Genomic DNA, 25,810 nt, shown 5'->3' on the forward strand with positions numbered 1-25,810 from the left:
GCCCTTTTTGATTAGAAATTTTTGATATCGACCCAAGCGCCTGTGCGACTTGAGGCCAGTGCTGCAGCGACAACGCGGTTCACTTCCATCCCTTCGGCGAAAGTCGGCCAGATGTTGCGTTGTTCATGAATAGCCCGCAAAAAGTCATGGGCCTCGATGATAATTTGATCCTGATAGCCCGTCCCGTGGCCCGGCCCCTGACAGAACGGCAGGTAGTCTGGGTGCGCTGGGCCGGTCAGGATTTTGCGAAACCCGCGCTCGGCCTCTGGGCCATCCATCGTATACAGATGCAGCGCGTTCTGATCCTCTTGATCGAAACGGATCGCGCCTTTGGTGCCGTGAATTTCATAGGCGTAGCCCATCTTCCGCCCAGTCGCGATGCGGCTGAAGAACAGATGCCCCTGCGCCCCGTTTTCAAAACGGCACATCATTTGCGCCTGATCGTCGTTATCAACGGTGCCACCTGGGCGGTTCGCGTGGACGGTCTCTGCTGTGGCGTTCAGGCTTACAATCGGCCCGATAAGGGCACGGGCAGCGTTGATCATATGGGGCGCAAGATCACCCATGGTGCCGTTGGCCGCGCCTGTAGTGCGCCACGTGGCAGGCAACGTCTCGTCTGCCAGAAAGTCCTCGGTATGTTCACCGCGAAACCATGTGACAGCCCCGATCCGTCCTTCAGCGATCAGTTGCCGCGCAAACTGCGAAGCAGGCGTGCGGATATAGTTAAATCCAGTCATGTGAATCGCACCTGCAGCCTCAGCTGCCGCCAGCATTGCGCGGCTGTCTTCAAGCGAGGCACCCAGCGGCTTTTCACAAAACACAGGTTTGCCCAGCGCAAAGGCGGCTTCGGCGATCTCACGGTGGGTCGATTGGGGCGAAGCGATCACAATCGCGCCGACAGATTCGTCAGCTATCACACTGCGCCAGTCATCGGTTCCGCGCTTGAACCCATAGGCAGCTCGGTAACGTTCTGCGGATGCAGTGGATGACGCACAAATCACCTCAAGGACGGGGCGTAGTGCCGTATCAAAGACCCCTGCCACCGCCGCATAAGCAACCGAATGGGCCTTACCCATATAGCCGCCGCCGATCAGCCCTATCCCAATCTCAGACACTTTTTCTTTCTCCCACAAGAATCTCATTGCAACCGGTTGCAAAACGGCTATCTTTGATTGGGGGCGCAGGTCAATAGCGATTTGTCGCACGCCAAACGTAATCTCAAAGGGGGCGCCACGGTGGAGACCTTAAACCAAACAGTTACGCTGACAACTGCACAGGCAATTGTGCGGTTCCTTGCGGCTCAATACATTGAGATTGATGGCGCGGAAACGCACCTTTGCGGAGGCGGGTTCGGCATTTTTGGCCACGGCAATGTCACCTGCCTTGGCGAAGCGCTGCGCGACCACAAAGATGTGCTGCCTCTTTATCGCGGTCAGAACGAACAGGGTATGGGATTCGCTGCGGCGGCCTATGCCAAGGCGCATCTGCGTCGCCGCTTCATGTTTTGCACAGCAAGTGCAGGCCCCGGCACGGCGAACCTGCTGACCAGCGCTGCGCTAGCCCATGCGAACCGCCTGCCTATGCTGCTGCTTTGTGGTGATGCCTTCATCACCCGCCTTCCCGATCCTGTGTTGCAACAGCTCGAGCACTACGGAAACCCGACCTTCGGCGTGAACGACGCGTTCAAAGCCGTGAGCCGCTATTGGGATCGGATCACGCATCCAGCGCAAATCATCCAATCCTTGCCGGCCGCGTTGAATACAATGCTTGATCCCGCCGATTGCGGGCCCGCCTTCCTTGGCCTGCCGCAAGACGTACAGGGTTGGACATATGAATACCCTCTGTCCTTCTTTGATAAACGTGTGCACCGCATCCGCCGTCAGGCCGCAGATACCGCCGAAATCACCGAGGCCGCAGCCCTGTTGAAAACCGCCAAACGCCCGATGATAATCGCGGGTGGCGGGGTACAGTATTCAGGCGCTGTCGAAGAACTGACGCTTTTCGCTGAAACGCATTCTATCCCAGTTGTCGAAACCATCGCCGGACGTGCGAACCTGAAAGCGACCCACGCCCTTAACATCGGGCCACTTGGGGTAACTGGATCAGACAGTGCAAATGCAATTGCTGAACAGGCTGATGTCATTCTCGCGGTTGGCACACGCTTGCAAGACTTCACGACCGGTTCATGGACCGCATTTGCCCAAGACGCACAGATCATCGGATTAAACGCGGCGCGCCATGATGCGGCAAAGCACATGTCCGCAACCGTTGTCGGCGATGCCAAACTGGCACTGGGCACGTTGCAAGATGCTTTGGGTGATTACGTAACCCCAGACGATTGGGTCGCAACCGCCAAAGCCGAACGGGCCAAGTGGGACGACTATGTCGCAAACAATACTCGTCTCGGGAATGGCCCTGCGTCTTATGCGCAGGCAATCGGAGTGGTAAACGCAGCTTGCGATCCACGTGATCGGATCGTCGCCGCTGCTGGCGGACTACCTGCCGAAGTCACCGCGAATTGGCGAACGCTGGACATCGGAACCGTCGATGTTGAATTCGGCTTTTCCTGCATGGGTTATGAAATTGCAGGCGGTTGGGGCGCGCGGATTGCGCAGGCCGAAAAAGAACCAGATCAAGATACGATCGTGTTTACGGGTGACGGGTCATACTTGCTGATGAACTCGGATGTCTATTCCTCGGTTCTGACCCAGAAGAAGATGATCATCATGGTGCTGGACAACGGCGGCTTTGCTGTCATCAACAAACTGCAAAACAATACCGGCAACGAGAGCTTCAACAACCTAATCGCGGATACACCAACAGCGACCAATCAGGTCGGTGTTGATTTCGAGGCACACGCACGCTCCATGGGGGCGTTGGCGGAAACGGTTGCAGACCCGTCTGGCCTTGCCGATGCCTTTGCCCGGGCAAAGGCGGCTGACCAGACCTACGTCATCGTCATGAAAGTCGATCCCTATGAAGGATGGACGACAGAGGGCCACACATGGTGGGAAGTTGGAACGCCTCACATTACCGACAACCCCAAGGTCAAAGCTGCCCACGAAGACTGGGAAAGCAGCCGATCCAAACAGCGTAAGGGCGTATAAGATGGACGCGCTGCTGTCAGGGATCAAAGCCAACAATTTCGTCATCGTCGGCCGCGCGGGGATGGACTTCTTCACGCCTGCGGGCACCGCAACAGAGGACGCCGAAGTCTTTCACGCCGGACTTGGCGGATCGTCGGCCAATACGGCAGCGGGCATCTGCAAACTAGGCGGGCAAGCGGCGCTTGTTACGCGCGTGTCCGACGACAGTATCGGGCGTTACTGCGTGAACCAATTAAAGCGCTATGGCGTGAGTGCGGATTACGTGACCCCCGTGGGCGGCGAATTTCGCAACTCCCTCGCCGTCTATGAAAGCCGCCTTGAGGGACACCAATCGGTAATTTACCGAAATGGCGCCGCTGATTTCGAGATGAACGAGGCAGACGTCGAGGCCGTGGACTATGCCCGTTTTGGCGCCCTGATCACAGCTGGCACCGTCTTCGCCGCAGAACCATCCCGTTCTGCCACCTTCCGCGCTTTTGAACTGGCCAAAGCAGCGGGCCTTCCGGTTATCTTCGACGTCGATTACCGCCCCTACTCATGGCCTTCCCCCGAGGTCGCTGCCGACGTGCTCAGTCGCGCTGCAGCAGCGTCAGACATGATCGTCGGCAACGACGAGGAATTCGGCTTTATGGCGGGGTCCATCGACAAGGGTCTCGATAAGGCGCGCGATCTTTCACAGACCAGCGCCGCGCTCGTCGTTTACAAAATGGGGCCAGAGGGCGCGATCACTTTTGCCGATGGGCAGGAGATCCACACCGGCATCTATCCTGTTGAAGCCTTGAAACCAACGGGCGCGGGAGACAGTTTTATGGCGGGTATGTTGACGTCTTTGGCCGATGGCCATGACCTAAAAACATCCATTCTACGCGGCTCTGCCTGCGCCTCAGTCACAGTATCGCGGCCCGGCTGTGCGCCCGCGATGGCAGACACGGAAACTCTCGAAACTTTTCTGGCCACCCACCCCGGCCCAACCCAACGCTAAAGGAACGATCATGCATATTGCTCCGTTTGATAATCAGAACAAACCCATCGTTGATATCGACGATAGCACCGTTCCGCTGAACTATTTCAACATCGTCAAACTCAAAAAGGGTGAAGCGTTCGAATACGAAGTACCCGGCTACGAAACCTGCATCGTGCCCGCCACAGGCAGTATTGATGTGAATATCGAAGGCTTCAAAGCGAACGGCATCGGCGGGCGCGGCGAAGATGTTTGGGACGGCGAACCTGAGGGCGTCTATGTGCCGACCGCCGCCAAAGCCGAAATGGTCTGCACATCAGATGAAGTCGAAATTTTCATCGCAGGCGCGCGTTACGACAAGGTTCTGGATGCTTTCGCGGTGCGCAACGACGAACTCGACCTTGTACAATACGGGTCGGACGACACCAAAACCCACCGCAAGATCAAACATATTCTTGGCACCAAATATCACGACAAGGTTGGCCGTCTGCTGGTCTCTGAGTTGTTCACCGTCGGTGAAGGTGGCTGGTCAGGCTTTCCAAGCCACAAACACGACACCGACCGCCTGCCGCAAGAAACGCGACACGACGAAACATACAACTTCCGTTTTAAACCCAACCACGGTTCAGGCGTACAGATGTTGCAGCGCGAAGATGGTAAGGCGGGTGACGCCTATCACATCGTAGATGGCTCAACGATTTGTCTCGACAGCGGATACCACCCCTGTGCGGTACTGCCCGGTTATCAGATGTATTATTTCACGATCCTCGGCGGGCTGTCACAACGCAGCCTCGTTCAATACTTCCAGCCGACCCATGCCTATCAGATCGAAACGATCCCAGGCATCAAAGATATGATCGCAAAGTTCAAATAGGGGCAACACATGCCATTGGTAACTCTCGCAGATGTTCTGCAACCGGCGTTGAAAAATGGCACCGCAGTTGCTGGACTAGTGACACTGGGCTGGGAAGATATGCGCGCCTTTGTGCGGGCCGCAGAAGCGGAAAACTGCCCCGTCATTCTGCAGGCTGGCCCCGGCTGCCGCGCCCATACGCCCCTGCCCGTCCTTGGCAAAATGTTCCGCCATCTGGCCGAAAACGCCTCTGTGCCCGTCGTCGCCCATCTCGATCACGGCTACACTTACGATGAGTGCGCCGAAGCCCTGGATTCTGGCTTTACCTCGCTGATGTTCGACGGGTCGCGCAAACCCTTCGACGACAACGTAGCCGAAACTAAACGCATCGCCGATATGGCCCATGCTGCAGGCATTTCCTGTGAGGGCGAGATCGGGTTTGTGGGTTATGCCGAGGGTGAGGCTTCCGCAGGCACAGACCCTGCTGAGGCCGCCAAATTTGCTCTAGAAACGGGCGTTGACGCGATGGCAATTTCGGTTGGTAACGTGCACCTGCAAGAAGAAAAAGAAGGCGGGCTAGACGAAGGGCGCATCGCCGAAATTCAGGCCGTGACAAACGTGCCGTTGGTGATCCATGGCGGCTCTGGTGTACCTGTGGAACAGCGTGCTCGTCTGGCGCGCAACACAAACATCTGCAAATTCAACATCGGGACCGAATTGCGCATGGCGTTCGGCGCCGCTCTGCGTGATGCCGTCTCCGCCGACTCCAAAAGGTTCGACCGTGTGTCGATCCTTAAAGACACCGAAACCCCCATGATTGCCGCCGCACGCCGCGTGCTGGCTCCGCTCAAAGGATAACAGAATGCTCAACGTCGGACTTTTGGGATGTGGACGGATCGGCCAAGTTCACGGTGCGACCCTTTCAGGAATGAAAACAGCGCGCACTGTAGCTGTGTCTGACTTTCTGCCCGAAGCAGCGAACGCACTGGCCAGCCAATTGAATGCGAAGGTCATGACCAGCGATCAGATGCTCGAAGATCCTGGCATCGACGCCGTCGTCATCGGCACGCCAACAACCACCCATTACGACCTGATCCACAAGGCCGCCGCGCACGGAAAAGCAATCTTCTGCGAGAAGCCCGTCGACCTCTCCGTCGATCGTATCCGAGAGTGCCTCTCCGCCGTTGAGGTGGCTGGCGTGCCTTTCATGGTGGCCTTCAACCGCCGTTTTGACCCCAGCTTTGCGCACCTTCAAAAACAGATATCCGATCAAGTCATCGGCGACGTTGAGCTCGTCACGATCCTGTCGCGAGATCCAGCGCCACCGCCCATCGGATACATCAAAACCTCAGGCGGGATTTTCCGAGATATGATGATCCACGATCTTGATATGGCCCGGTTCTTGCTTGGCGAAGAGCCCGTGGAATTGACCGCTGAAGCCTCTTGTTTAGTGGACCCCGCGATTGGCGAGGCGGGGGATTTCGACACTGCTGTGGTGACCCTGAAGACCGCGAATGGCAAGATATGCCAGATTAGCAATTCGCGCCGCGCAACCTATGGTTATGATCAACGGATCGAAGTGCATGGCTCAAAGGGTATGCTGCGTGCGGACAATATGCTCGAAAATTCGGTTCAGCTGGCGACAGGCGCAGGCCACCAAACTGCCGCGACCCAACCCTTCTTTCTGGAACGCTATGCAGCTGCCTATCGTGCGGAAATGGAACATTTCGTCTCCTGCATTGCAGCCGGCGTGCCGATAGCTCCAACTGGTGAGGACGGGCTGAAAGCCCAGATCCTCGCTGATGCTGCAGATGCCGCAGCACGAGACGGTTTGCGTCGCTCACTTTCGCAAACCTAAGTTCGCGGATCGACGGTTTTTCCAGCGCAGTTTGTAACTGTAGCGGCGCCATCATGGCCTTGTCTAAAAGTGACATTGCGGCGATTTCTTTCTTGGAAAAAGCAATCTGTTACAAGGCATTGCGAAGAGTTTTCCGCTAGCCGCTTGGGAGCACTTGAGCTTCGTTGCAAAACCATCGAGGTCTTTACTGACAGATCGGTAGGGGGCTGTAGTTCGGTGCGGGCAATGAGGCGCGCCATTCTCGAATTATCGGCTCAAGTTGGCGTTTAGGCCAGAACCGTGGTGCGCCAATTTGGTTAAGGCACGAGCTGTTCCAATAATGCCCGTCTACAGAAGGTGAACGCCCATTGTTTACCGAAGTTGCAATCGCATTGATGTCTCGCGACTCTGGGTAAATGTACAGCGACGTCCGGTTCCCATCGACCAGCGAGATAATTTGCTGTGACACGTCTTCCGACCACGTCGTGCACCCGTTGCTTCGCCCACTCGTATAATCAATCAGCCGACCGAGCCGCACAAATCCATCCTCGTCCGCGTGGGGACTGCTGGGCACTGACATCCGACATTGTGACCGCACAAACGCCGCCATATGCCCGCCAATCGCGCGATCCCGTGCATTCGACGTCTCTCTCATCCCGTCAAACACGAGGAACGTCCGGTTGAACGGGACAGTTTGACCGCCCTGTCTAATGTAACCTTTATGAGACGTGCGCGCCTCAGCTGTGAGGTACGCGCCCCCCATCGTCAAGTTCGACCCGAGCGCATTGCTAAAGTGGCGCGCGCATTCCCGTCCATTCGAGAAATCCGCCCCAGGTATGCTGCGCCCGTTCCCGTATCCAGACGACACTGCCGTAAACGACCCCTGCTCTTCACAAATAATGTAATATCGCTGGGTTGGCGTCCCTCGAGAGGACGTACTCGGCCGTGTCGCGTCCATAGCCATATAGCACGGATTTCGAACACCGGCGCGCCGTACCTGTTGACGATAAAGATCACGCGCGCGTTCAAGGACCACAGGCGCAATCTGCCCTTCACCGGTCCCGACATGCTGTTGCAGCCATGAAGGAGTTTCGCGTGACAACGATTGCGCCGAAGCGGGCGATTGAACCGCAATCAAACCCACCAACATCAGCGCAAGCCAAGTACCGTGGAACAGCCGCTTAACTTCTGAACCTGCGCTTACTGTGCCAACGCTTGTTTCGTTACCACACGCCGGTTTAGCGCGAACCTTCCCAGCCACGTTCCAACCAATCATGAGCACCTCCTACCTACGCATTGTCTATGACCTTAACAAAAGCAGGTCAGCGCTGGATAGCCTTTAGAGGGCGTTCACTTGGAATAACCGGACCTCGCTGTACCGACATAGCGCTTTAGTTCAGCTTTCAACCCGCTGGGTCACTGAAGTCTAAAAAGGACTTCGTTAAGTTGGCCGCGTGTCAAACAGCTACTGTTCAAGCCGCATTGACCCGTCTGTGCCTTGGTAAAGTTTGATCCAAGCGCGCCTGTTCACATCATCTGTATCGGGGTAATCCAATCTGAAGTGGCTGCCGCGGCTTTCCGCGCGCATTAGGGATGCCCGCATCTTCATCGACGCTTTCTTGATGTACAATACAAAATTGGGGATCATTATTCACTGAAGCGTCTGTGTGACCCAAGCAGGACCATTGCCCGCGTTGCGCCGAAATTGGCGTTAGTTTCAAAGCCAACGGGTGGTGAACCAAGTGCTCCGCCCTCGAAAGAGGGTAGGCCATTTGCTCCTCCGCCTTCGCCGTCACCGCCGGGCGCACCAACGTCGCGTTGGAATTCTCTCGGGGTTTGCGGGCCACCCTCAACTTCAACAATTTCTCCATCGCTTGGTTGTGAGCCGGACCCACGATCAGATTGTGCAGTTTTTCACATATCTTACTCGCGTCCGGCCATCTCATCTGAGTGGAAATCTATGTGAATGTGGTTTCCGTCCACATCTTCTAAGTTAACCTGCACAATGGGCACGCCAGGAACACGGTCAACTGAATGACGAATATCAGCCTGTGTTAAACGTTCAGTCAATTCGGTCAAACCAGTGGCCCGAAGCGCGAAGTGTTCGATCTTAGGCTCGATTGAAGCGCATTCCTCAGCCACTTCGACAAGATGAATGACAGGATTCTCCGCGATGTAGATCCAAGCTCCCGCAAACGGGAAATCTGGCCGCGCTCCAGACCTTAGTCCAAGAACGTTTTCGTAAAAACGGACCATTTCGGCCAACTTGGCAGTTCGGACATTTACATGATCGAGACCGAGCATTTTCATTTAGCGCTTCTCATTCTTGTTAGGTACCGGTTGGTTTGCCCGCTGAAATCAGAGGCTAACGTGCGAAATTCAGGAATAACTCCACTCATTTTCGTGCACACGAAGGCCCAACCAATCGAGCATGATCCACCCAAAATTGGGGCGCGCAAGACCAATCGGTTCCCAATCATTCTTACAAACCTCCAAAGGCGCGAATGCCGGTGCCCTCTTCGCAACGCTTCATGGTGTAGTCGTCAAACGCGTTTTGAACTTCTTTCGGCTGCCATGAAAGCAAGGCTTCGTCATAGCTTGGCCGCGCTTTCACCCGCGCAAACCACGAGGTCAGATTTGGAACTGCCTCATAGGGCCAACCCATCAATCCATAACGATGGATAATAGGAACCCATGCGATATCCGACAGCGAGAAAACGTCGCCCGAAAGATAAGGACGTCCGTCAGCTAGCCGGGCCTCAAGCACCTTCAATGCGGCATCAGTTCGACGCACTGCGAAGTCGACCCGATCGCGTTCGAAACCAGCCTGAAAATCGAGATAAAACTGACGCAGCCAAGCATTCTTGTGGTTCTCCTGAAAAGCGCGCCCGCGATCCAGGTCCGCGGGCGGTGCGCCGCGAAATAGAAACTCGAATGTGAGCAGCTTCAGATCCAGTTGTACGCCATCCGCAAGGGCAAGCAGATCAGCGTCAGCGGCCATCAAATCATCATTTTTTCCACCCAGATGCTGAATGATATCAACGGACTCGATATAAAGTTTGCCATCATCAACAAGCGCAGGAACGACCCCTTTGGGATGGATCGCCTGATACTCCTCTGTCGCGTGCTCGCCTGCCTCTAGGTTAACCAAATGGCTCTCGTAGGTGCGGCCAAGTTCAGCCAAGACCAAGCGAACCCGCTGCGAGCAACTCGATAGCGGTGCGTGCCATAAATGCAGTTCCGTTAGACCCGTGAGCGTGCTGTTGAGTGTTTGTATCTGTGGCATTTTCTCACCCGTTTTGCCTAGAACGCGACCCGATCGCCACCCTTGAGGTCAAGAATTTCCCGCGCCTCATCTGGCGTAGCTACCTCACACCCCAAATCTTCAACGATGCGACGGATCTTGGCGACTTGTTGCGCATTGCTTTCAGCGAGCTTGCCGCGTGAGATGAACAGGCTGTCTTCGAGACCCACACGTACGTTGCCACCCATCTGGCTGGCTGTCGTTCCCAGTGTCATCTGAGACCCGCCTGCCCCAAGGACCGACCAACGGTAGTCATCGCCAAAAAGACGGTCGGCAGTGCGTTTCATGAACACCAGATTGTCGATCTCCGGCCCGATACCACCCAGGATGCCAAAGATAAACTGGATGAAAACCGGCGCTTTGAACAATCCGATATCCATACAGAATTTCAGGTTATAAAGGTGGCCGACGTCATAGCACTCATGTTCGAACTTGACGTCGTGCGGGGCGAGGGTTTCGGCGGCCTCTTTGATATCCCTGAACGTGTTGCGGAAGATATTGCCGTCAGAATTCTCGACGTAATCCTTTTCCCAGTCAAACTTCCAATCATCGTCTTTATAGCGCCCAGCGAGCGGGTGGAACGAAAAGTTCATTGAGCCCATGTTCATCGAACACATCTCTGGCGAGAACGTCTTGGCGGGATTGATCCGGTCCTGAATCGACAACGTTAGTGACCCGCCAGTCGAAATATTCACAACTGCATCTGTCGCCTGCTTAATGCGCGGCAAGAACGGCGCGAAATCGTCAATCGCGACCGAGGGTGCACCGGTTTCGTTGTCACGCGCGTGAAGGTGCAAGATAGATGCGCCCGCTTCGGCAGCTTCCAAGGCCTGCTGTGCAATATCGTCATAGGTATAAGGCAGTGCGTCTGACATCGTTGGCGTATGAATTGCCCCCGTGACCGCGCAAGTGATGATTGTCTTTTGCTTCTTGGCCATGGTTAGGCTCCTTTTGACGAATTTGATTTCTTGACACGAAAGCTAAGCGGGAACAGTTCGAGATCGAAACGGCCCCGCACGAGGCCCCAAATCCCATTCGGGGCCTTGAGCATGATTAAAATCGCCACGACCCCCAGCACCATGAGATAAATCGTTCCAAGATCAGCCAGTGATTCACGAAGTGCAAAGAAAATTAGCGTGCCGATGATCGGCCCTTCGATCGTGCCAATCCCGCCGATCACAACGATGAAAATGACAAAGGCCGTCCAATCATTCACCGAAAACGCAGCATCGGGCGAGATACGCAACTTTTGCAGAAAAATGAGCGCGCCAACCATTGCTGTGAGGGCTGCGGTCACAACGTATACGATGAACTTTGTGCGCCAGATGTCGATCCCGAGCGATCCCGCCGCCAGTTCATTGTCGCGAATAGCCGTTAACGCCAGCCCATTGCGCGAGCGCAGGAACAGGTACACGGCAACAATCACAATAACTGCCGCCCCAAGCGCAAGCCAGTAGCTAAGATGTTCGCGACCGGAACGGGACTCGGACAAGGATTTCACAATTCCCGCAGGAAGGGACGAGCCTGACCCACCGCCGAGCGAACTGATCTGCGCAAACGAAAGCCGGAAAACTTCGGCGATGACCCATGTGCCAATCGCGAAATAGGCGCCGCGTAGCCGGAAAATAAGCAGCGCGACAGGCACTGCAATTAAAGCGCCTAGAACGCCAGCAACAAGAATGGCTCCGATCGGATGCAGCCCACCAAAGATCGTAAGTGCGAAAAGCATGTAGCCACCAAACCCGACATAGGCTTGTTGCCCAACGGATACGAGGCCAGCATAACCTGCCATCAAATTCCATAAACTAGCCAGTGCGAGATAAAGGAACAATTCCCCCAAAAGTCGCATATCAGCGCGGCCTGCCCACAGAGGTGCTGCGATCAAAACAACCAAAATTAGCAGGCCGAGAACAGCAGCGATCTTGGTCGCGCGCGAAGTACGGGTTACATGATAGTCCGAAAGGTTCATCCGCTTATCCTCGGGAAAAGGCCGTTGGGCCGCACAGCTAAAATTGCAAGGAACACAAGGTGACCCGCGAGCAGTTGCCAGCCCGGATCAATCTTCGCACCGATCGTTTGCGCCACTCCCAAGATTACACCCCCAGCAAGCGTCCCCCAAAGGTTACCCAATCCACCGATGATGACAGCTTCAAAGCCAAAGATGAGCCGCCCACCGCCGACGGACGGATCAAAACTTGTGCGTATGCCGAGCATGATGCCAGCAATCGCCGTCACGCCTAAGGCTAACGCCATCGCCAACCCAAAGATGTGCCGCTTGTTCAACCCCATGAGCTGAGCGATTTCCTGGTTGTCTGAAGTCGCGCGGAACGCTCGACCAAGCGCGGTCCGGTAAAATGTCCACTGGAGCGAAGCGATCACAACGACCGCCATCGCGAACGTCAGGAGAGGCAAAAGGCCCAAAGACAACCCGCCAATCGGAACACTGGCCGTTTCAAGCGCGCCAGCGTTCATCTTTTGAGGGTCTGCTGTGTAAATCTCGAGTAATGCGTTCTGCAAGATAACCGACAATCCAAAGGTAACCAGCAAAGGTGGAAGAAGGTCCCCGCCCAGCGTTTGGTTCAATATCCCACGTTGCAAAACGTAGCCGATGATCGCCATGCAAGGCACAACAATAAAGAGTGCCAGCAAAGGATGAATGCCCAAGACGGCTGTAACGCTCAACCCGAGATAGGCCCCAAGCACGATCATGTCGCCATGCGCGATGTTGACCAAACGCATCACACCAAAAATCAACGACAGTCCTGCCGCGAAAAGCGCATAGAGCCCACCCAGCAAAATCCCTTGAACAACTGCATTTACCCAATCCATGTTATTCTACTCCGAAATAGGCGCGCGAAATGTCTTCACGGGCGACTGTTGCCGAAGGCCCGCTCAACGAGACGTGGCCTTCCTGAAGACAGTAAAATCGACTTGAAACAGCCAGCGCCTTCGAGATGTCTTGCTCCACGATCAGCGCACTCATACCTTCGCCGATGATACCGGGAAGCGCGTCGTAGATGTCTTTGATGATGATTGGAGCAAGGCCGAGGCTGATCTCGTCGAACAGGATCAAATCAGGGTTCGACATCAAAGCCCGGCCAATCGCGACCATCTGTTGTTGGCCACCTGACAGCGACGTTGACTGCTGCGCACGGCGCTCTTTCAAGATCGGGAACAGTTTGTAGATTGCCTGCAAAGACCACGGGCCCTTGCGGCCAATTTGACCACCGATGATCAGGTTCTCCTCGACTGACAACGAGGGAAATAACTGTCGACCTTCTGGCACCAACGCGATGCCCCTCTCCGCAATCTGGTCTGCCCGCAACGCGCCAACAGGCTCGCTTCGGTATTTAACCATTTCAGCTTCATTGCTGTTTAGTCCAGAAATCGAGCGTAAAAGGGTCGTCTTGCCCGCGCCGTTCGCCCCAATAATCGCGAGAACCTCGCCCTCGGCGACTTCGAGATCGATCCCGAATAGAGCTTGAAAGTCCCCATAATGGGCCTCAAGGCCGTTGATTTGCAAACTGGGTTCAGACATCGGCTTCAATCCCAAGATAAATCTCCTGAACTTCAGGGCTTTGCATGATAGCGTGCGGTTCGCCCTCGGCGATTTTCTTGCCAAAATCGATGACGATCAGACGGTCCACGACGGCGAGTAACGCGTGAACGACGTGCTCGATCCAAATGATCGTCACGCCGCTTGCGTGGATGTCTTTGATTGTTTGCACCAGCGAGGTGCATTCCGCCTCCGTTAGGCCACCGGCGATCTCGTCCAGCATCAGCAACTTGGGTTTGGCGCAGAGCGCACGTGTTAGTTCCAATCGCTTGCGGCCCAGTAGCGTAAGACCACCTGCCAACGTATTCGCGCGATCGAGCAGTTCGGTTTGTTCCAAGACCTCAAGGCAAAATTCTTCCGCAACATGACCAGACAAGCCAGCCGCTTGAGTCGCAGCGATCATCGCGTTTTCAAAGACGGTCATCCCCGAAAAAGGTTGTGGTACCTGAAAGCTGCGGGCCATCCCAGAACGGCAACGTTTTGCCGCGCTCATCGGTGTAACATTCTGCCCGTCGAAGTGCACAGTGCCGGAGTTGGGTTTCAGCGTTCCAGTGATCAGATTGAACATAGACGTCTTACCGGCCCCATTCGGGCCAATAACACCAAGCGCTTCTCCGGCTTCGACACCAAAACTCAGGTCATCGGCAACGGTAACCGCCCCGAAAGATTTAGACACTCGGTCTAGTTGAAGAATTGCCGTCATCGTTCCCTCGTCGTTATGTTTCCAACCGCGCCTCGTTTGGGCGCGGTTGGATGTTCTTCTTTTAGGAAAGAAGCTTCAATTCACCTGTCAGGGCGATATCGGGTTGGCCAGCATTGCCTACGATCTTCAAATCAAAACCGTCGCCTTCCTTCTGCCACTGACCTGCAACAAGTGGCGTTTTGGTGACGTTGTTGATCGGGCCGTTGTCCCAGTTCACGTTACCAACCATTGTATCGAGGTTCGTGGACGCGATCGCCGAAACGATTGCTGCTGGATCTTCAAGATCCTCGGCACGGCGCACCACATCGGCGACGACTTCGAACAACGCATGTTTGAACCCAATCGGTTGTGTCCAAGGGCGCCCTGTCGACGCTGTGAACCCGTCTGTCAGTTCGCGTGCGCTAACCCCAGTCAGAGACGACGAGTACGGATGATCTGGTGACCACCAAACCTCGGTTGTCAAACCATCGCCACGGTCGCCAAGGCTTTCGATGACGGACGGGAACAGCAATGCTTTCCCGATTGTCACGATCTTTGGGTTAAACCCTTGTTGCGCACATTGGCCCCAGAACGTCGCAAAGTCAGGAGGGATCATGTTGCCTGTTACGATCGTGCAACCAGCCTCTTTGAAGGCTGCAATCTGGTTCGAGAAATCATCCGATAGGGGTTGGTAACGACCAGGATCGGTAATGTTGTATCCGGCGGCGGTCATTGCTGGTGGTAGACCGTTCTGGGCATCACCAAATGCGTTTCCATCCGCGTCATTCGGGAACATTCCAGCGACTTGTGTGCCAACGTCGACTTGGCTCCACATGCCAAGCGTCGCGCCGATCCAGTCTTCGATCCCGAAGAAGAAGTGGTACGTGCTTTGGAAACCTTCGCCTGGAACGCCATTGCGGCCAAAGAAGTAGGGCTGCCAAGGACAATCGGTGCTAATGCAGGGAACCTCGTTAATCTCAGCCTGATCCGCGACAGGGTTAACTGTGTCGGGCGTGGATGCCGCAACGATGATATCAACCTCGTCATCTAGGATAAGGTCCGCCGCAACTTCTGCTGCGCGGTTCGGGTTCGATTGGCTGTCCTTTGAAATAATCTCGATGTTCCACGCGGTGCCGTTGTTTTCGATCCCACCTGCAAAAGCATCCACGACGCCTTGCAGAATGAACTCATCGGCCTCCGCAAACGCGGCCAAAGGCCCTGTCTGTGGGCTCACGTGACCGACTCGCAAGGTGCGAGTTTGGGCGTAGGCCCGTGTTGATGACAAGATCGCAGGTGCAGCCAACGTTGTGGTGGCACCGGCAATAAAACCACGGCGTGTCCAAGGTGTTCTTTTCATTTGATCTTCCTCCCTAAATCGGCCGGTATGGCCGCTTCTTCAGTCGCCCTTCTTCGGCAAAATATCCTCAAGTCGATTGAGATGCCGCGCCACACGGTTGCGTACATCATCAGCTGTCTGAGGCGTCCAATTGCGGAAACCCTCACCAGATTTCATGCCCAACCGTCCCTCCTCGACGAGCTGTTCAAGGTAGGGCGATGGGCCCTTCCGGCTTTCCAAATCGAAAAGCACGTTCTCATGAATATCGAGCGTCAGATCAGTGCCAACCAAATCCGCATTTTCTAGCGGACCAAGCACTGCAAGCCGCCGTCCGAAGCTGGCTTTGATCACTGTATCCACGGATTCAGCATCGCAAATGCCGTTTTCAACGAGGCTTATCGCTTCGCGCCACAGCGCGTGTTGCAGGCGATTACCGATGAAACCAGGTACGTCTTTCCGGACGCGCACAGGTGTTTTTCCCGCATCTGCCAGCAAATCCATCATATCGTCTGCAACTGCGTCATCTGTCCACTCGGTACTGACAACCTCGACCAGTGGAATTAAATGCGGCGGGTTCCACCAATGAGTTCCCAGCGCGCGTTTCTTAAGCCGCAGTTCGCTCATGATTTCGGTGATCGGCATTACCGATGTATTGGAAGCCAGCGTGCAGTTCTCTGGCGCATGTTCTTCGATTTCAGCGAAGATCTTACGCTTCAAGTCCAGTTTTTCCGGAGCCGCTTCAAACACCACTTCCGCGTCTTTCACTGCCGCACCGGTTGAGCCTGAAATCTCGATCTTTTTCAAGATTTTGGCGATCCGTTCATCAGATTCCCCAAGCCCCTTCAAACTATCCATGATCCGCTGTGACACGGTCGAGCGCGCCTCGACGACGGGATCCGTGATCCTGACGTATTGTCCGCTACGCGCCAGCGTAAGCGCGATGCCGTGCCCCATGAGGCCAGCGCCAATAACTGCTATTTGACGGTTCTTTTTCATCAATTAGCCCGCCGTGTATCCGCCGTCGGCATAGAGAATATGCCCTGTGTAAAAGTCAGATGCTTTAGACGCGAGGAACAGAAGTGGCCCTGCAAGGTCTTCGGGCTCACCCAACCGCCCCTTGGGAACACGCGATAGAAATCCATCGCGGACTTTGGTTGCTTCCGGCGTGTCCTCAAACATCCACGCGGTAAGCGGCGAACGGAAAACGGTCGGGGCAATCGCATTTACGGTGATACCCGTTGGGCCCAACTCACAACCGAGTGCTTTGGTCAAACCGTCGGTTGCAGACTTAGACGTGCAATAAGCAGTGTAACCCGCTGGATGCCCCAAAAGGCCGCGCGCAGAAGACACCAGAACGATTTTACCGCCCTTACCTTGTTCTTTCATTTGCCCAGCCGCCGCACGTGACAACAACCATGTCTGCGTGACGTTCGCATCCATCACTGCGTTGAAATCTTCAGGTGGCATGTCATTGATCAGCGCCACTTTGTTCATGCCGGATGCGACAACAAGGATGTCGAGCTGACCATAAGCTTTGACAGCTTGCGCGACCAAATCGGCGCAGATCGCTTCATCGGTCGGGCGGGTGTTGATCGCAGTCACATCAGCGCCCATGCCACGACACTCTTCTGAAATTTCATCCAGTGCTGCTTGATTGCCCGCAACCAGAACCAGCTTGGCTCCGGCGCCCGCCAGAATGCGCGCTGCGACCATACCGAACGCACCAGAAGCGCCGGTTATCAGGGCGACGTTGTCTTTCACGTCGAACATCGAAAGGGGATTTTGCATCACGTTCATCTTAAGTCTCCGGTGGGTAAGGAATGACGACCAGCATTTTGGCCGTTTCGTTGCTGCGGTTCTCTATCTTGCGAACCTCTCCGGCGGGGATGGTGCAACTGTCGTACTTACCCATGACCGTCTCAACATCATCGACGATCACAGTCATCTCGCCCTCAAGCATGACGTAGACCTTTTCGAACGGCGTGGAATCTGGACCAGCTCCGCCACCAGGCAGAAACTGGCTAAACCCGATCCATTGATTGGTTGGTCCACCTTCTTCGAAACCTTGCAAGCGTAGCCCGTGGCATTCGAAATGATTGGGCGCAACATAAGGCTGCGCGTCTTGGAAACGTTTGAGGTGCATTTTTCTCATCCCAGCAGTTAATGCGAATGGCGTGCCGCCCCTCCGCTTAAGGGGCAGCAATCTTGGTTCTAGAATTTTTCGCCAGCTTCGATGCGGTAGTCCTGCCCTTTGTCGGCCATCGCAACCAAACGAATGATACAGCCGTCTCCACGGTCCCAATTCCATGGGAAGAACGCAAAGGTCACACGTCGACCGGTAACGGAATCCAGATCACCGCCGACATTCTCGATGCCAAGGATACCTGCCTTGAAAAGCGTGTTGTGAACCGGTTCCCACTCAGGGAAATCAACCTCCCAAGGAACGCCACCGGACCACTCAAGATACTCAGCTTCGAGGTGTGGCATGATTGGGCCATTGCGCTGAGGTCCGATAGCAGTGGCAAGCGGGTGATCATTGGCCTGCGTATCGTGCCCAACAACCTTAACGCCTTTTTCGACCATCCAATCAGCAGCGGACTGCACGAGACCAGGGCAATATGCGAAGTAGTCACCGTCTTCGTATTGCTTATGCCAACCGGTATTGATGATCAAAACATCGCCCTTGCGGATCGCATGACCACAGGCCTTTTCAAGATCGTCGCCCGTAATTTTTTCCCACTTTTTCTTGGGGATAGATACGACAAGGCCCGAACCAAAGAAGTGTGGCAGCGGAACTTCATCGATGAACGGTGTGCCTTGAACCACATGCGCAGGCGCGTCGATGTGTGTGGTGACGTGCATCGTATGTGTCATCGTCTGAGACAGAACGCCGGATTTGGCCATGTAGTGTTTACGTTCGATATGAACATCATCGAAGTAGGGCCAGTTCGGGCACTGATACCCAAACCGGTGACTCAGGTTTACAAACTCCAGTCCCATGTCGTTGTCGGTGTTTGCTTGAAACTCGATGCCGCGGATCTCGACCATTAGATAAAACTCCTCCGTTCGCTGCCGCAGCAACGTTATTGAAATTAGATTGTCAGGATGGTTCCTCCCGATCCCGTCCCCAAAACTAGAACATATTGTCGCGCTTTACGTCAATAATAAATTCACGATACGGTACTTCTGTATCGCTATGTGGGCTCGTGTCTTGACAAGGCAGTAGTTTCAGAGTGTTACAGAACCCAGAGATTTACGGGGATTTTCCATGCCGCTGGATAAAAACGAAAATAATAAGTCCGGAATTCAAGTGATTGCCCGAGCGGCAGCGATTCTCCGTGCACTGAAAGACCAGCCTGACGGCATGAGCCTCGGCCAGATCGCGACATCGGTCGATTTACCCCGATCCACAGTTCAACGAATCGTGGCGGCACTCCAGAATGAACGTTTTGTGATTGCCGATGCATCTGGTCGTGGGCTTAGACTTGGGCCGGAACTCGGCGCACTGGCGGAATCCACCCGCTACAACATCGTTGAGCACTGCCGAATTCTGCTGTCGGAATTGTCACAGGCAACCGGTGAAACCGCTGACTTGTCGGTTTTGAGGGATGACAAGATGATATTCCTCGACCAAGTGCCAGGCACCCATCGTCTTCGTGCGATTTCCTCCGTTGGGGAAGTCTTCCCGGTCACGACCACGGCAAATGGCCGAGCATGTCTCGCGATGCTTCCTCGCAAGAATGCGTTGAAACTTGCCGGTCAAGAGTGGGCCCGCCAAAACATCGAGCCCGACGTCGCCAAACTGAACAAGATATTAGATGAAATTGCCGAAAACGGTATCGCACATGATGATGACGAACATTCGGAAGGTATCAGCGCGATCGGGTTCGCCTTCGAAGATTGGATTGGCAGTTTGCATGCGATATCCGTGCCCGTACCGACTTCGCGCTTCTCTCGTGAAATCGTCCAGATCGAGCAAGCAATTCGAGCGACGCAAATGAACGTCAGAGACATGATGGCGCGTGGCAAACCTAAAATTGGCTAGGTCCTAGACAAGGACACCGCAGTCGCCAACGGGCTCGAACCGTAGGAGCAACCATCAGACCTAAGCTGAGGCTCTGTGACGACAAAGTCGCGATCTGCCGATTTACCCCGTCCAAATCAGAAACACGCAAGTCCCAGACGACAGACAGAGCGCAGACGTTAAAAGCTAAACCGTTAAAATACGAAACAGATTTGCGTTAGCCGGCGAAGCAAATCAACTGATTTGAAGCAACTTAAGGTTACTTCGATAAGCGAGTTTAGCGTAAATCATTCGAATCGATGGAAAACCCACGAACAAAAATCGCCCATCGAGGCGACAGTGGAGAACCTGAGATGCCAACTGGATATTTTGTCACGCTGGGTGACAGCAATCTGAACGCAGGCGACGCGATCAGCGGTGGCCCCATCACGTTTACTAGCGTTTTGGCGATAGGTGCCGGCCAATGGAGCTGGTCTGGCACCGCAGGCGGGACCCCCTACACCAATACGGTTGAAGCAGGTCAGTACTGGCTCGGGGATGATGACAATGTCTATTTCGTTCCAGATCTCGGTGTTGTTAATACCCTTTCCTCAGCCTCAACGATTTCGCCCCCGCCGTTTTCCGCTCCAAACGGCATCGTTGACGGGACATCTGGTAGCGATGATATCGGCGCAGGTTACATCGATGCCAATGGGGACGCTGTGAATGGCTGGGACGGCGATGACGACACCATTCAGTTCGGCGACGGCAACGATACGGCTTACGCTGGCAATGGCGGCGACCTAATTGGTTCTTGGACCACGGGGAGTGGCACGAACACGCTTTTTGGTGATGGTGGCAATGACTCAATCATCGGCGTTTCACGGAACGACTCGATTTATGGCGGCACCGGCAACGATTGGTTGAGCGGTGCGCGCGGGCGACGACGTGTTTATCTATGGCGACGGTTCCGGGCATGACACTGTTATCGGCTTCGATTTAGGTGACAGCGACTCCGAAGGGTTCACCAACGATCAGCTGGATGTCTCAGCGTCGACAAACGGTGTTGGAGATCCGGTCACCTCGTCCGATGTCACAGTCAGCGACGATGGGTCAGGCAACGCAGTTCTGACGTTTCCAAACGGTGAAAGCATCACATTAGGCGGTGTCGCGCCTGCAAGCATTCCCCCCGCAACGCTGGTTTCGATGGGAGTGCCTTGCTTCAAGCTTGGCACCCTCATTCGAACGCCAGATGGTGATCGTCCTGTCGAAACCCTTCGCCCTGGCGATCTGGTCACAACACTTGAATTAGGTTCGGAACCCGTTCGCTGGATTGCCTCCTCGGACTTGGGTGGCAGTGCTGCCTTGCCCGAAAACACAGCGCCTGTGCGCATCAAATCGGGCACCATAGGCAATGCCCGCCCCTGATAGTCTCTCCACAACACTACTTTCTTATGCGGAACAGTCAGACCGGTGCGAATATCTATGTGTGGGCAAAGCACCTTCCGCTAGAGACACGCTTGGCCTTATTTGCACGCGGCCTTCGACGGATAACCTACGTCCATGTTTTACTGGATCAACATGCGACCCTGATCTCGAACGACATCCCAAGCGAGAGTTTTTACCCCGGTCCGGTGGCGTTGCAGATGCTCCCCATTCTAAATCGTTTAAAACTGTATGCTGTGATCCCGGACCTACTCGATTGCCCCGTCGAACAAGCATACGGTTCGCGCGCTGAACCGGTTTTGTCGCGTAAGGAAATGCGCGAAATTGCGAAAGTTGGAGGGCTCGCTAGCCTCGATGGTCGTTTGGTCGAAGAAGCGCTTTTTGTCTGACCCATATCTAAACAATAAAGGCGGCCCGAAACGGCCGCCTCGTTGGAAAATGCGTGAGCGCGTGGAGTGTTACACTTTGCGTTCAGCTGCGCCCACTTCAGCAAACTTGCCAGCAAAGGCTTCGATTTCATCGACAGACAGGCCTTCAACAGCATTCCATTGCCTTTTGTTGTGCTCAGGAGACTCAAGCGTTGTCCAAAAACTGTCGTTCAAGCGGTTGATCATGTTGAACATCCCAGCCGCCAGTGAAATCTCGACAATTTCCGCTTCCGTAAAATTCGCCTTCATAACTTCCCAGACGTTCTTGTCACGTTGCGCGGTGTTGTTTGTCATAGCTTCAGCCCAAGCGATAGCTGCGCGATCGCGTTCATCAAACAGCGGGCTTGTCTTGTAAGCGTCGGTCATCATCGCTTCGAGCTCTTCGTCTGAAATGCCAAGCCCCTGCCCAAAGACCGAAGTGTGCGCCGTGCAGTATTCACAGGCATTGACCATCGATGTTTTGATGCTGGCAAGACCGCGCAACCGCGGGTCTGTCGTGGCACCAAGATCAGGTTGGCGCACAGCAGCGACGAAGCCGCCAAACCAACGGGCAATATAAGGGCTATGCGTCCCCAAGATGCGTTGAAGATTAGCGGTACGACCTAGAAAGCGATCCGAGCCTTCATAGACCATTTTGGTGGTTCCGGTCGCTTCTTCGTGGCTTAGTCCAGTTAGGCGTTGTGACATTGTATTCCTCCCATAAAATTCATTGCGATCTTTGCAAAGTTAGACTTTCGGCCAAACGCGACGTCCGGCATGCGGACTGCCTACGGCGTGCGTTACGTATTCAAGGACGTGCCGTCCCTCCCAGTTTTCGTCGCGATCAGCAGCGACGAAACGATGTTCAAAACTGCTGTCACCCTCGGGCAAGTCAGTGAACTCCCAAAGGACACCATGCTTCGGCCATCCCGACATCGAAATCATCTTACGGCCACGGATCATGCCCTCGGTTACTGACACCCGTGCAAATCGTTCGGCGCGATACCACCGCGCGAGCTCTTCTTCATCTTCGGGTGCGTTGGTGTTGTAGTTGCCAAGCTGCATCGCCGGTGGCGGACCCATGCCATAGGGCGACTTGCGTTGGTCCGGCGCATTGATCACTTGCTCTTCAATGAAAACCGCGCTCCGGTAATTTTCGCGGGTGGACAGTTTTTCAGCGTTGTCTGCAGTCAGTTCATCAAGACCATTATCAAGGCCAAAGAAGACTTCTGGCGACATGCCAGCGGTTAGAATTACGTTTTCCCAGCCCGTTGGAATGGATGGATCCGTGGTCTCTTTTCGCCACGGCGCGCCTTCGATGTAAGGTTTATGTGGAATAGGGACGATCTCGTAGTGGCCAACCCATCCAACGCCTTGAGTCGCCTGAACAGCGGGGAGGTATTCATTGTGCAGCCACGCGCAAAATCCGTCGCGTGAGCTTTCGTTCAGATCGAACCACTCCGCCTTTAAGACTTCTCCCAATTCGGATCTCCACTTTGTTGAATACGCCTAGTTTAGGCTACTTCTTGAACCGCGAATGACATTTCTGTAGCCATTCGCCACGCTGCAACAGACGCACCACTGGCGGGCTTTCGGTCATTGAAAATAGCGTATCAGGCGTTCTCGGCAGCTTGAAAGCAATGTTCCTACTGGCGAATATCAATATCTATGATGGCGGAACTGATCGCAACGCTAGGTCTAAATGTAGACGTCAGTCGCCTTTCGGGCGCGTTCTTGCGATCGGCAATAAGACCGCGGAATTGTCCAAGTCTCCTTCGCCCTTCTCAATCGCGTCATGCATCATCGCCAGATAGGTTTCTGTGAACGGCAAACCTTGCCCGATGGCAGCGGCCCCATCACGTATTAGGGTAAAGTCCTTGGCAGATTGCGCGATCCGCCCTTGGGCTGCGAACTCACGCTGCGCCATCATCTGGCCTTTGGTGTTCATCACGGCCGATTGGGCTGCGGATGCTTTCGCGATGTCTAAAAAATCGTTCGGGGCCAGTCCCAGCGCTTCTGCGTAGACCAACCCTTCGGCGAGTGCCGCACGGTTCAACCCAAGAACAAGGTTAATCGCCAGTTTCGCGCGATTGCCGTTACCGATTGCGCCGACATGCATGTACTGGCGCGACATAGCAGCCAGGATCGGGGCGATTTGTTCAACGGTGCCTTCATCGCCAGCGACCAGCAATAAAACATCCCCGTTGCTCAACGCGCGGCTTGTTCCAGAAATCGGCGCTTCTATCAAAACGACGCCACGTTTGGCAGCGGCATCGGCCAAGCCCCGCATCTGGTCAGGATCACAGGTACTTACCGATACCAGAACTTTTTCAGCATTGGGGGCCATTTCAATAACAGCGGCCAGTTGGTCGGTATCGAAAACGCACGAGAATATCACGTCAGCGTCCCAGACCTGCGTGGCAGAACAGGGCTTTCCACCAAGATTTTCCAGCGCAACGCTGCGTGCAGGGTCGGGATCAAATCCGTGAACGATGTGCCCTGCCCCAATCAATCGGCGGGCAACCGCGCTGCCGATCAGCCCGAGCCCGAATATCCCGATTGTTTGAAGCGTGTCCGTCATGGGTCACCGATTGTGGATGGGCATCAAAGCGATGCCCACCATTGAATGTTACTGCGCCGCTTTCATATCGGCCAGCTTGGCCAATGAGCTATTGGAAAGCGGCAGGCTAACGGGCTCGCCAATCTCGGCGGAGATGTCGGCCGCAAGGTAGCTTTCCATTACCATGCGTGCGTGTTCAGCGGAAACAAGCGGTTCGCGATCCAACAAAACAGATTCAAGGAAGTGCAGTGTCTCTGGCCCCATCTGTCCCGCATACATGTGATCCACGTGCTCACCAGGCATGGTCGACATTGGAAACTGTGTTCCGCCGTCTGCAAGGTTCAACCAGTTATCACGCGAGGTGTCGTCAAGAACGAGGGACCCTTCGGTGCCTGTAATCTCAATCCAAGTGGCGCAATAGTTCGGGTAGCTGGGTGGCAAGTTCCAACCGCCACCAACAATGACAAGCGAACCGTTATCCATGTTCACGGTGTTCCACATGCAGTCATAAGACCCGTTAAGTTCTTCCATGAAGCCGTAGGCGCCTTGCGAATAAACTTTCGTCGGTTTCGCGCCGAGCAACCAGTAAACGAAATCCAAATCGTGGGTGGATTCCATCGCCGCGGGGGACAGCTTTACACGTCCCGCGATACGTTCACCAAGGGTGCGTGACAGGTGGCGGCTGACCATGACATTTACGATTTTGCCCAGCTTACCCTCAGAAATCGCCTTCTTGGCCCAAGCGATCTTGGGGTTGAAGCGCTGCGAATAGCCGATGGTGAACTTCACGCCGTTCGCCTCTGCGATGTTGATCAAGTCATCAGCCTCGGACAGTTCCATCGCGATGGGCTTTTCCAGCAGCACGTGTTTGCCCGCCTTCAGGCAGTCACGTGCAATCGGGTAATGGGTCGGTTCCGGCGTTGTCGAGATGTAGACAATCTCGATCGCGGGATTGCGGATGATGTCCTGATAGTCGGCCGTCGCGGACGCGGGATTGGTCAGTTCTTTGACCTCAGCCATTCTTTCAGGGTTAATCTCACAGATATGAAGCTTGTCGACGAGTGCCGACTTTGCCAGCGACTCCGCTCGCATTCCACCGCACCAACCTGTGCCGATCACGGCGACTTCAACCTGTCTCATTTTTATTCCATCCTGTCTAAGGTATTGATGATTTGTATAAATACGTCGTTATCCGAGCAAACAAGCTTTGCTGATACTTGCTATGTGATCTCCTGATCCCTTTGTGTGAACGAGAAACCTAACATTCAAACTTGATCACGTGGCGACATATGGGCGACGGTTTCTCCGGTTTCGGTAAACGTTCGCGTTACCTCGCGTGCGCCATAGATCCACAAGATCGACAGCGGCCCGTCGCCAATGTTGCGAAAGTAATGCGGGACGTTGGCTGGAACAAAGCTGGTGTCTAGTGCGCCTAGCGTCATGACCTCGCCACCAACCATTGCCTCGGCCTCACCTGACAGTATCGTAACCTGTTCAGCGCAATTGTGCGTATGCAATGGGGCTGCGCTGCCTGCGGGAAAAACGGTCGTACCGGTTGTGAACGGGGCCTGTGGGTCGGTTCTGCGGCCCACCATCAGGCGCGTTTCGACTTTGTCACCACGTGCGAACGGGGTGATCTCTTCGTAGAGAACGATCGTTCCGGTCGCATCTTTCTGTGTGCTTTCAGGTGTTTGAGACGTCATCATCTAGTCCTCTCATCTGTTTTAAAGCGTACTCATTCTGGCACGATAATTCATG

Annotated in this window: 27 protein-coding genes and 1 pseudogene; 8 read left to right on the forward strand and 20 right to left on the reverse strand. The window is 54.7% G+C overall.

The genetic code is table 11. From position 1 onward, the window contains the following. Positions 1 to 11 precede the first annotated feature (11 nt). The gene (locus OSB_RS13000; protein ID WP_049836168.1) at positions 12 to 1,115 is read right to left on the reverse strand and encodes a Gfo/Idh/MocA family protein; all 1,104 of its coding nucleotides are present in this window, start codon (positions 1,113 to 1,115) and stop codon (positions 12 to 14) included. Between the two features lie 120 nt (positions 1,116 to 1,235). On the opposite strand from OSB_RS13000, the gene iolD reads away from it, so the two are divergent. Genes iolD through iolG form a run of 5 tightly spaced genes read left to right on the forward strand, consistent with a single transcriptional unit; the run spans position 1,236 to position 6,779 of the window. Then, complete coding sequence (iolD, locus tag OSB_RS13005; RefSeq protein ID WP_049835397.1) at positions 1,236 to 3,107, forward strand: 3D-(3,5/4)-trihydroxycyclohexane-1,2-dione acylhydrolase (decyclizing); 1,872 nt, start codon at positions 1,236 to 1,238, stop codon at positions 3,105 to 3,107. A gap of 1 nt (position 3,108) precedes the next feature. Continuing rightward, positions 3,109 to 4,089, forward strand: coding sequence for a 5-dehydro-2-deoxygluconokinase (iolC, locus tag OSB_RS13010; protein ID WP_049835398.1), 981 nt, complete (start codon positions 3,109 to 3,111; stop codon positions 4,087 to 4,089). A 10-nt stretch (positions 4,090 to 4,099) separates the two neighbouring features. Next, positions 4,100 to 4,942: a 5-deoxy-glucuronate isomerase gene (locus tag OSB_RS13015; RefSeq protein WP_049835399.1), complete on the forward strand. Its 843-nt coding sequence runs from the start codon at positions 4,100 to 4,102 to the stop codon at positions 4,940 to 4,942. 9 nt (positions 4,943 to 4,951) lie between these two features. Then, entirely contained in the window at positions 4,952 to 5,779 is an 828-nt protein-coding gene (locus OSB_RS13020; protein ID WP_049835400.1) for a class II fructose-bisphosphate aldolase, read from the forward strand. A 4-nt stretch (positions 5,780 to 5,783) separates the two neighbouring features. Next, the gene (gene iolG, locus OSB_RS13025) at positions 5,784 to 6,779 is read left to right on the forward strand and encodes an inositol 2-dehydrogenase (protein ID WP_049835401.1); all 996 of its coding nucleotides are present in this window, start codon (positions 5,784 to 5,786) and stop codon (positions 6,777 to 6,779) included. A 184-nt stretch (positions 6,780 to 6,963) separates the two neighbouring features. Here the strand turns inward: iolG and OSB_RS13030 are convergent, their stop codons facing one another. From OSB_RS13030 to OSB_RS13095, 14 genes are all read right to left on the reverse strand, one after another. After that, positions 6,964 to 8,034 (reverse strand): murein L,D-transpeptidase catalytic domain-containing protein, encoded by a 1,071-nt coding sequence (locus OSB_RS13030; RefSeq protein WP_082166474.1) that lies wholly within the window; start codon positions 8,032 to 8,034, stop codon positions 6,964 to 6,966. A 189-nt stretch (positions 8,035 to 8,223) separates the two neighbouring features. Further along, a complete protein-coding gene (locus OSB_RS13035; protein WP_049835402.1) occupies positions 8,224 to 8,406 on the reverse strand; it encodes a hypothetical protein in 183 nt (60 codons plus the stop codon). A 275-nt stretch (positions 8,407 to 8,681) separates the two neighbouring features. Then, a complete protein-coding gene (locus OSB_RS13040) occupies positions 8,682 to 9,068 on the reverse strand; it encodes a VOC family protein (RefSeq protein WP_049835403.1) in 387 nt (128 codons plus the stop codon). A 172-nt stretch (positions 9,069 to 9,240) separates the two neighbouring features. Then, on the reverse strand, positions 9,241 to 10,044 hold the full coding sequence (locus OSB_RS13045) for a glutathione S-transferase family protein (RefSeq protein ID WP_049835404.1): 804 nt from the start codon (positions 10,042 to 10,044) through the stop codon (positions 9,241 to 9,243). Between the two features lie 17 nt (positions 10,045 to 10,061). Beyond that, on the reverse strand, positions 10,062 to 11,000 hold the full coding sequence (gene kce, locus OSB_RS13050; protein WP_049835405.1) for a 3,5-dioxohexanoate:acetyl-CoA acetone transferase: 939 nt from the start codon (positions 10,998 to 11,000) through the stop codon (positions 10,062 to 10,064). A gap of 2 nt (positions 11,001 to 11,002) precedes the next feature. After that, positions 11,003 to 12,031 carry a branched-chain amino acid ABC transporter permease gene (locus OSB_RS13055; protein WP_049835406.1) on the reverse strand — a complete coding sequence of 343 codons (1,029 nt, stop codon included), beginning with the start codon at positions 12,029 to 12,031 and terminating at the stop codon, positions 11,003 to 11,005. Beyond that, positions 12,028 to 12,891: a branched-chain amino acid ABC transporter permease gene (locus OSB_RS13060; RefSeq protein ID WP_049835407.1), complete on the reverse strand. Its 864-nt coding sequence runs from the start codon at positions 12,889 to 12,891 to the stop codon at positions 12,028 to 12,030. Before OSB_RS13060 ends, OSB_RS13055 begins: the two co-directional genes overlap by 4 nt. A gap of 1 nt (position 12,892) precedes the next feature. Further along, positions 12,893 to 13,600 (reverse strand): ABC transporter ATP-binding protein, encoded by a 708-nt coding sequence (locus OSB_RS13065; RefSeq protein ID WP_049835408.1) that lies wholly within the window; start codon positions 13,598 to 13,600, stop codon positions 12,893 to 12,895. Further along, positions 13,593 to 14,321 carry an ABC transporter ATP-binding protein gene (locus OSB_RS13070; protein WP_049835409.1) on the reverse strand — a complete coding sequence of 243 codons (729 nt, stop codon included), beginning with the start codon at positions 14,319 to 14,321 and terminating at the stop codon, positions 13,593 to 13,595. The genes OSB_RS13065 and OSB_RS13070 overlap by 8 nt, the downstream gene beginning before the upstream one ends. Positions 14,322 to 14,382: 61 nt before the next feature. After that, positions 14,383 to 15,657: an ABC transporter substrate-binding protein gene (locus tag OSB_RS13075; RefSeq protein WP_049835410.1), complete on the reverse strand. Its 1,275-nt coding sequence runs from the start codon at positions 15,655 to 15,657 to the stop codon at positions 14,383 to 14,385. 39 nt (positions 15,658 to 15,696) lie between these two features. After that, positions 15,697 to 16,632 carry a 3-hydroxyacyl-CoA dehydrogenase family protein gene (locus OSB_RS13080; protein ID WP_049835411.1) on the reverse strand — a complete coding sequence of 312 codons (936 nt, stop codon included), beginning with the start codon at positions 16,630 to 16,632 and terminating at the stop codon, positions 15,697 to 15,699. A 3-nt stretch (positions 16,633 to 16,635) separates the two neighbouring features. Beyond that, complete coding sequence (locus tag OSB_RS13085; protein WP_082166531.1) at positions 16,636 to 17,424, reverse strand: SDR family NAD(P)-dependent oxidoreductase; 789 nt, start codon at positions 17,422 to 17,424, stop codon at positions 16,636 to 16,638. Between the two features lie 10 nt (positions 17,425 to 17,434). Further along, positions 17,435 to 17,779: a cupin domain-containing protein gene (locus OSB_RS13090; protein WP_049835413.1), complete on the reverse strand. Its 345-nt coding sequence runs from the start codon at positions 17,777 to 17,779 to the stop codon at positions 17,435 to 17,437. Between the two features lie 68 nt (positions 17,780 to 17,847). Further along, complete coding sequence (locus tag OSB_RS13095; protein WP_049835414.1) at positions 17,848 to 18,684, reverse strand: cyclase family protein; 837 nt, start codon at positions 18,682 to 18,684, stop codon at positions 17,848 to 17,850. Positions 18,685 to 18,904: 220 nt separating this feature from the next. Between OSB_RS13095 and OSB_RS16925 the strand changes: the two genes are divergently transcribed. From OSB_RS16925 to OSB_RS16900, 3 genes and pseudogenes are all read left to right on the forward strand, one after another. After that, positions 18,905 to 19,681 (forward strand): IclR family transcriptional regulator, encoded by a 777-nt coding sequence (locus tag OSB_RS16925; protein WP_049835415.1) that lies wholly within the window; start codon positions 18,905 to 18,907, stop codon positions 19,679 to 19,681. A 332-nt stretch (positions 19,682 to 20,013) separates the two neighbouring features. Continuing rightward, a complete protein-coding gene (locus tag OSB_RS13105) occupies positions 20,014 to 20,619 on the forward strand; it encodes a calcium-binding protein (protein WP_049835416.1) in 606 nt (201 codons plus the stop codon). A gap of 226 nt (positions 20,620 to 20,845) precedes the next feature. Continuing rightward, positions 20,846 to 21,474, forward strand: a pseudogene (locus OSB_RS16900) (Hint domain-containing protein). A gap of 69 nt (positions 21,475 to 21,543) precedes the next feature. Here the strand turns inward: OSB_RS16900 and OSB_RS13120 are convergent. From OSB_RS13120 to OSB_RS13140, 5 genes are all read right to left on the reverse strand, one after another. Continuing rightward, on the reverse strand, positions 21,544 to 22,200 hold the full coding sequence (locus OSB_RS13120) for a carboxymuconolactone decarboxylase family protein (RefSeq protein WP_049835419.1): 657 nt from the start codon (positions 22,198 to 22,200) through the stop codon (positions 21,544 to 21,546). Between the two features lie 39 nt (positions 22,201 to 22,239). Continuing rightward, positions 22,240 to 22,974: a hypothetical protein gene (locus OSB_RS13125; RefSeq protein WP_049835420.1), complete on the reverse strand. Its 735-nt coding sequence runs from the start codon at positions 22,972 to 22,974 to the stop codon at positions 22,240 to 22,242. A 229-nt stretch (positions 22,975 to 23,203) separates the two neighbouring features. Further along, on the reverse strand, positions 23,204 to 24,073 hold the full coding sequence (locus tag OSB_RS13130) for an NAD(P)-dependent oxidoreductase (RefSeq protein WP_049835421.1): 870 nt from the start codon (positions 24,071 to 24,073) through the stop codon (positions 23,204 to 23,206). 48 nt (positions 24,074 to 24,121) lie between these two features. After that, positions 24,122 to 25,192: a Gfo/Idh/MocA family protein gene (locus OSB_RS13135; RefSeq protein ID WP_049835422.1), complete on the reverse strand. Its 1,071-nt coding sequence runs from the start codon at positions 25,190 to 25,192 to the stop codon at positions 24,122 to 24,124. A 125-nt stretch (positions 25,193 to 25,317) separates the two neighbouring features. Next, positions 25,318 to 25,758, reverse strand: a complete 441-nt coding sequence (locus OSB_RS13140) for a cupin domain-containing protein (protein WP_200802545.1) — start codon at positions 25,756 to 25,758, stop codon at positions 25,318 to 25,320. Positions 25,759 to 25,810: the final 52 nt, after the last annotated feature.

Source organism: Octadecabacter temperatus (genome assembly GCF_001187845.1).
Lineage (GTDB): Bacteria > Pseudomonadota > Alphaproteobacteria > Rhodobacterales > Rhodobacteraceae > Octadecabacter > Octadecabacter temperatus.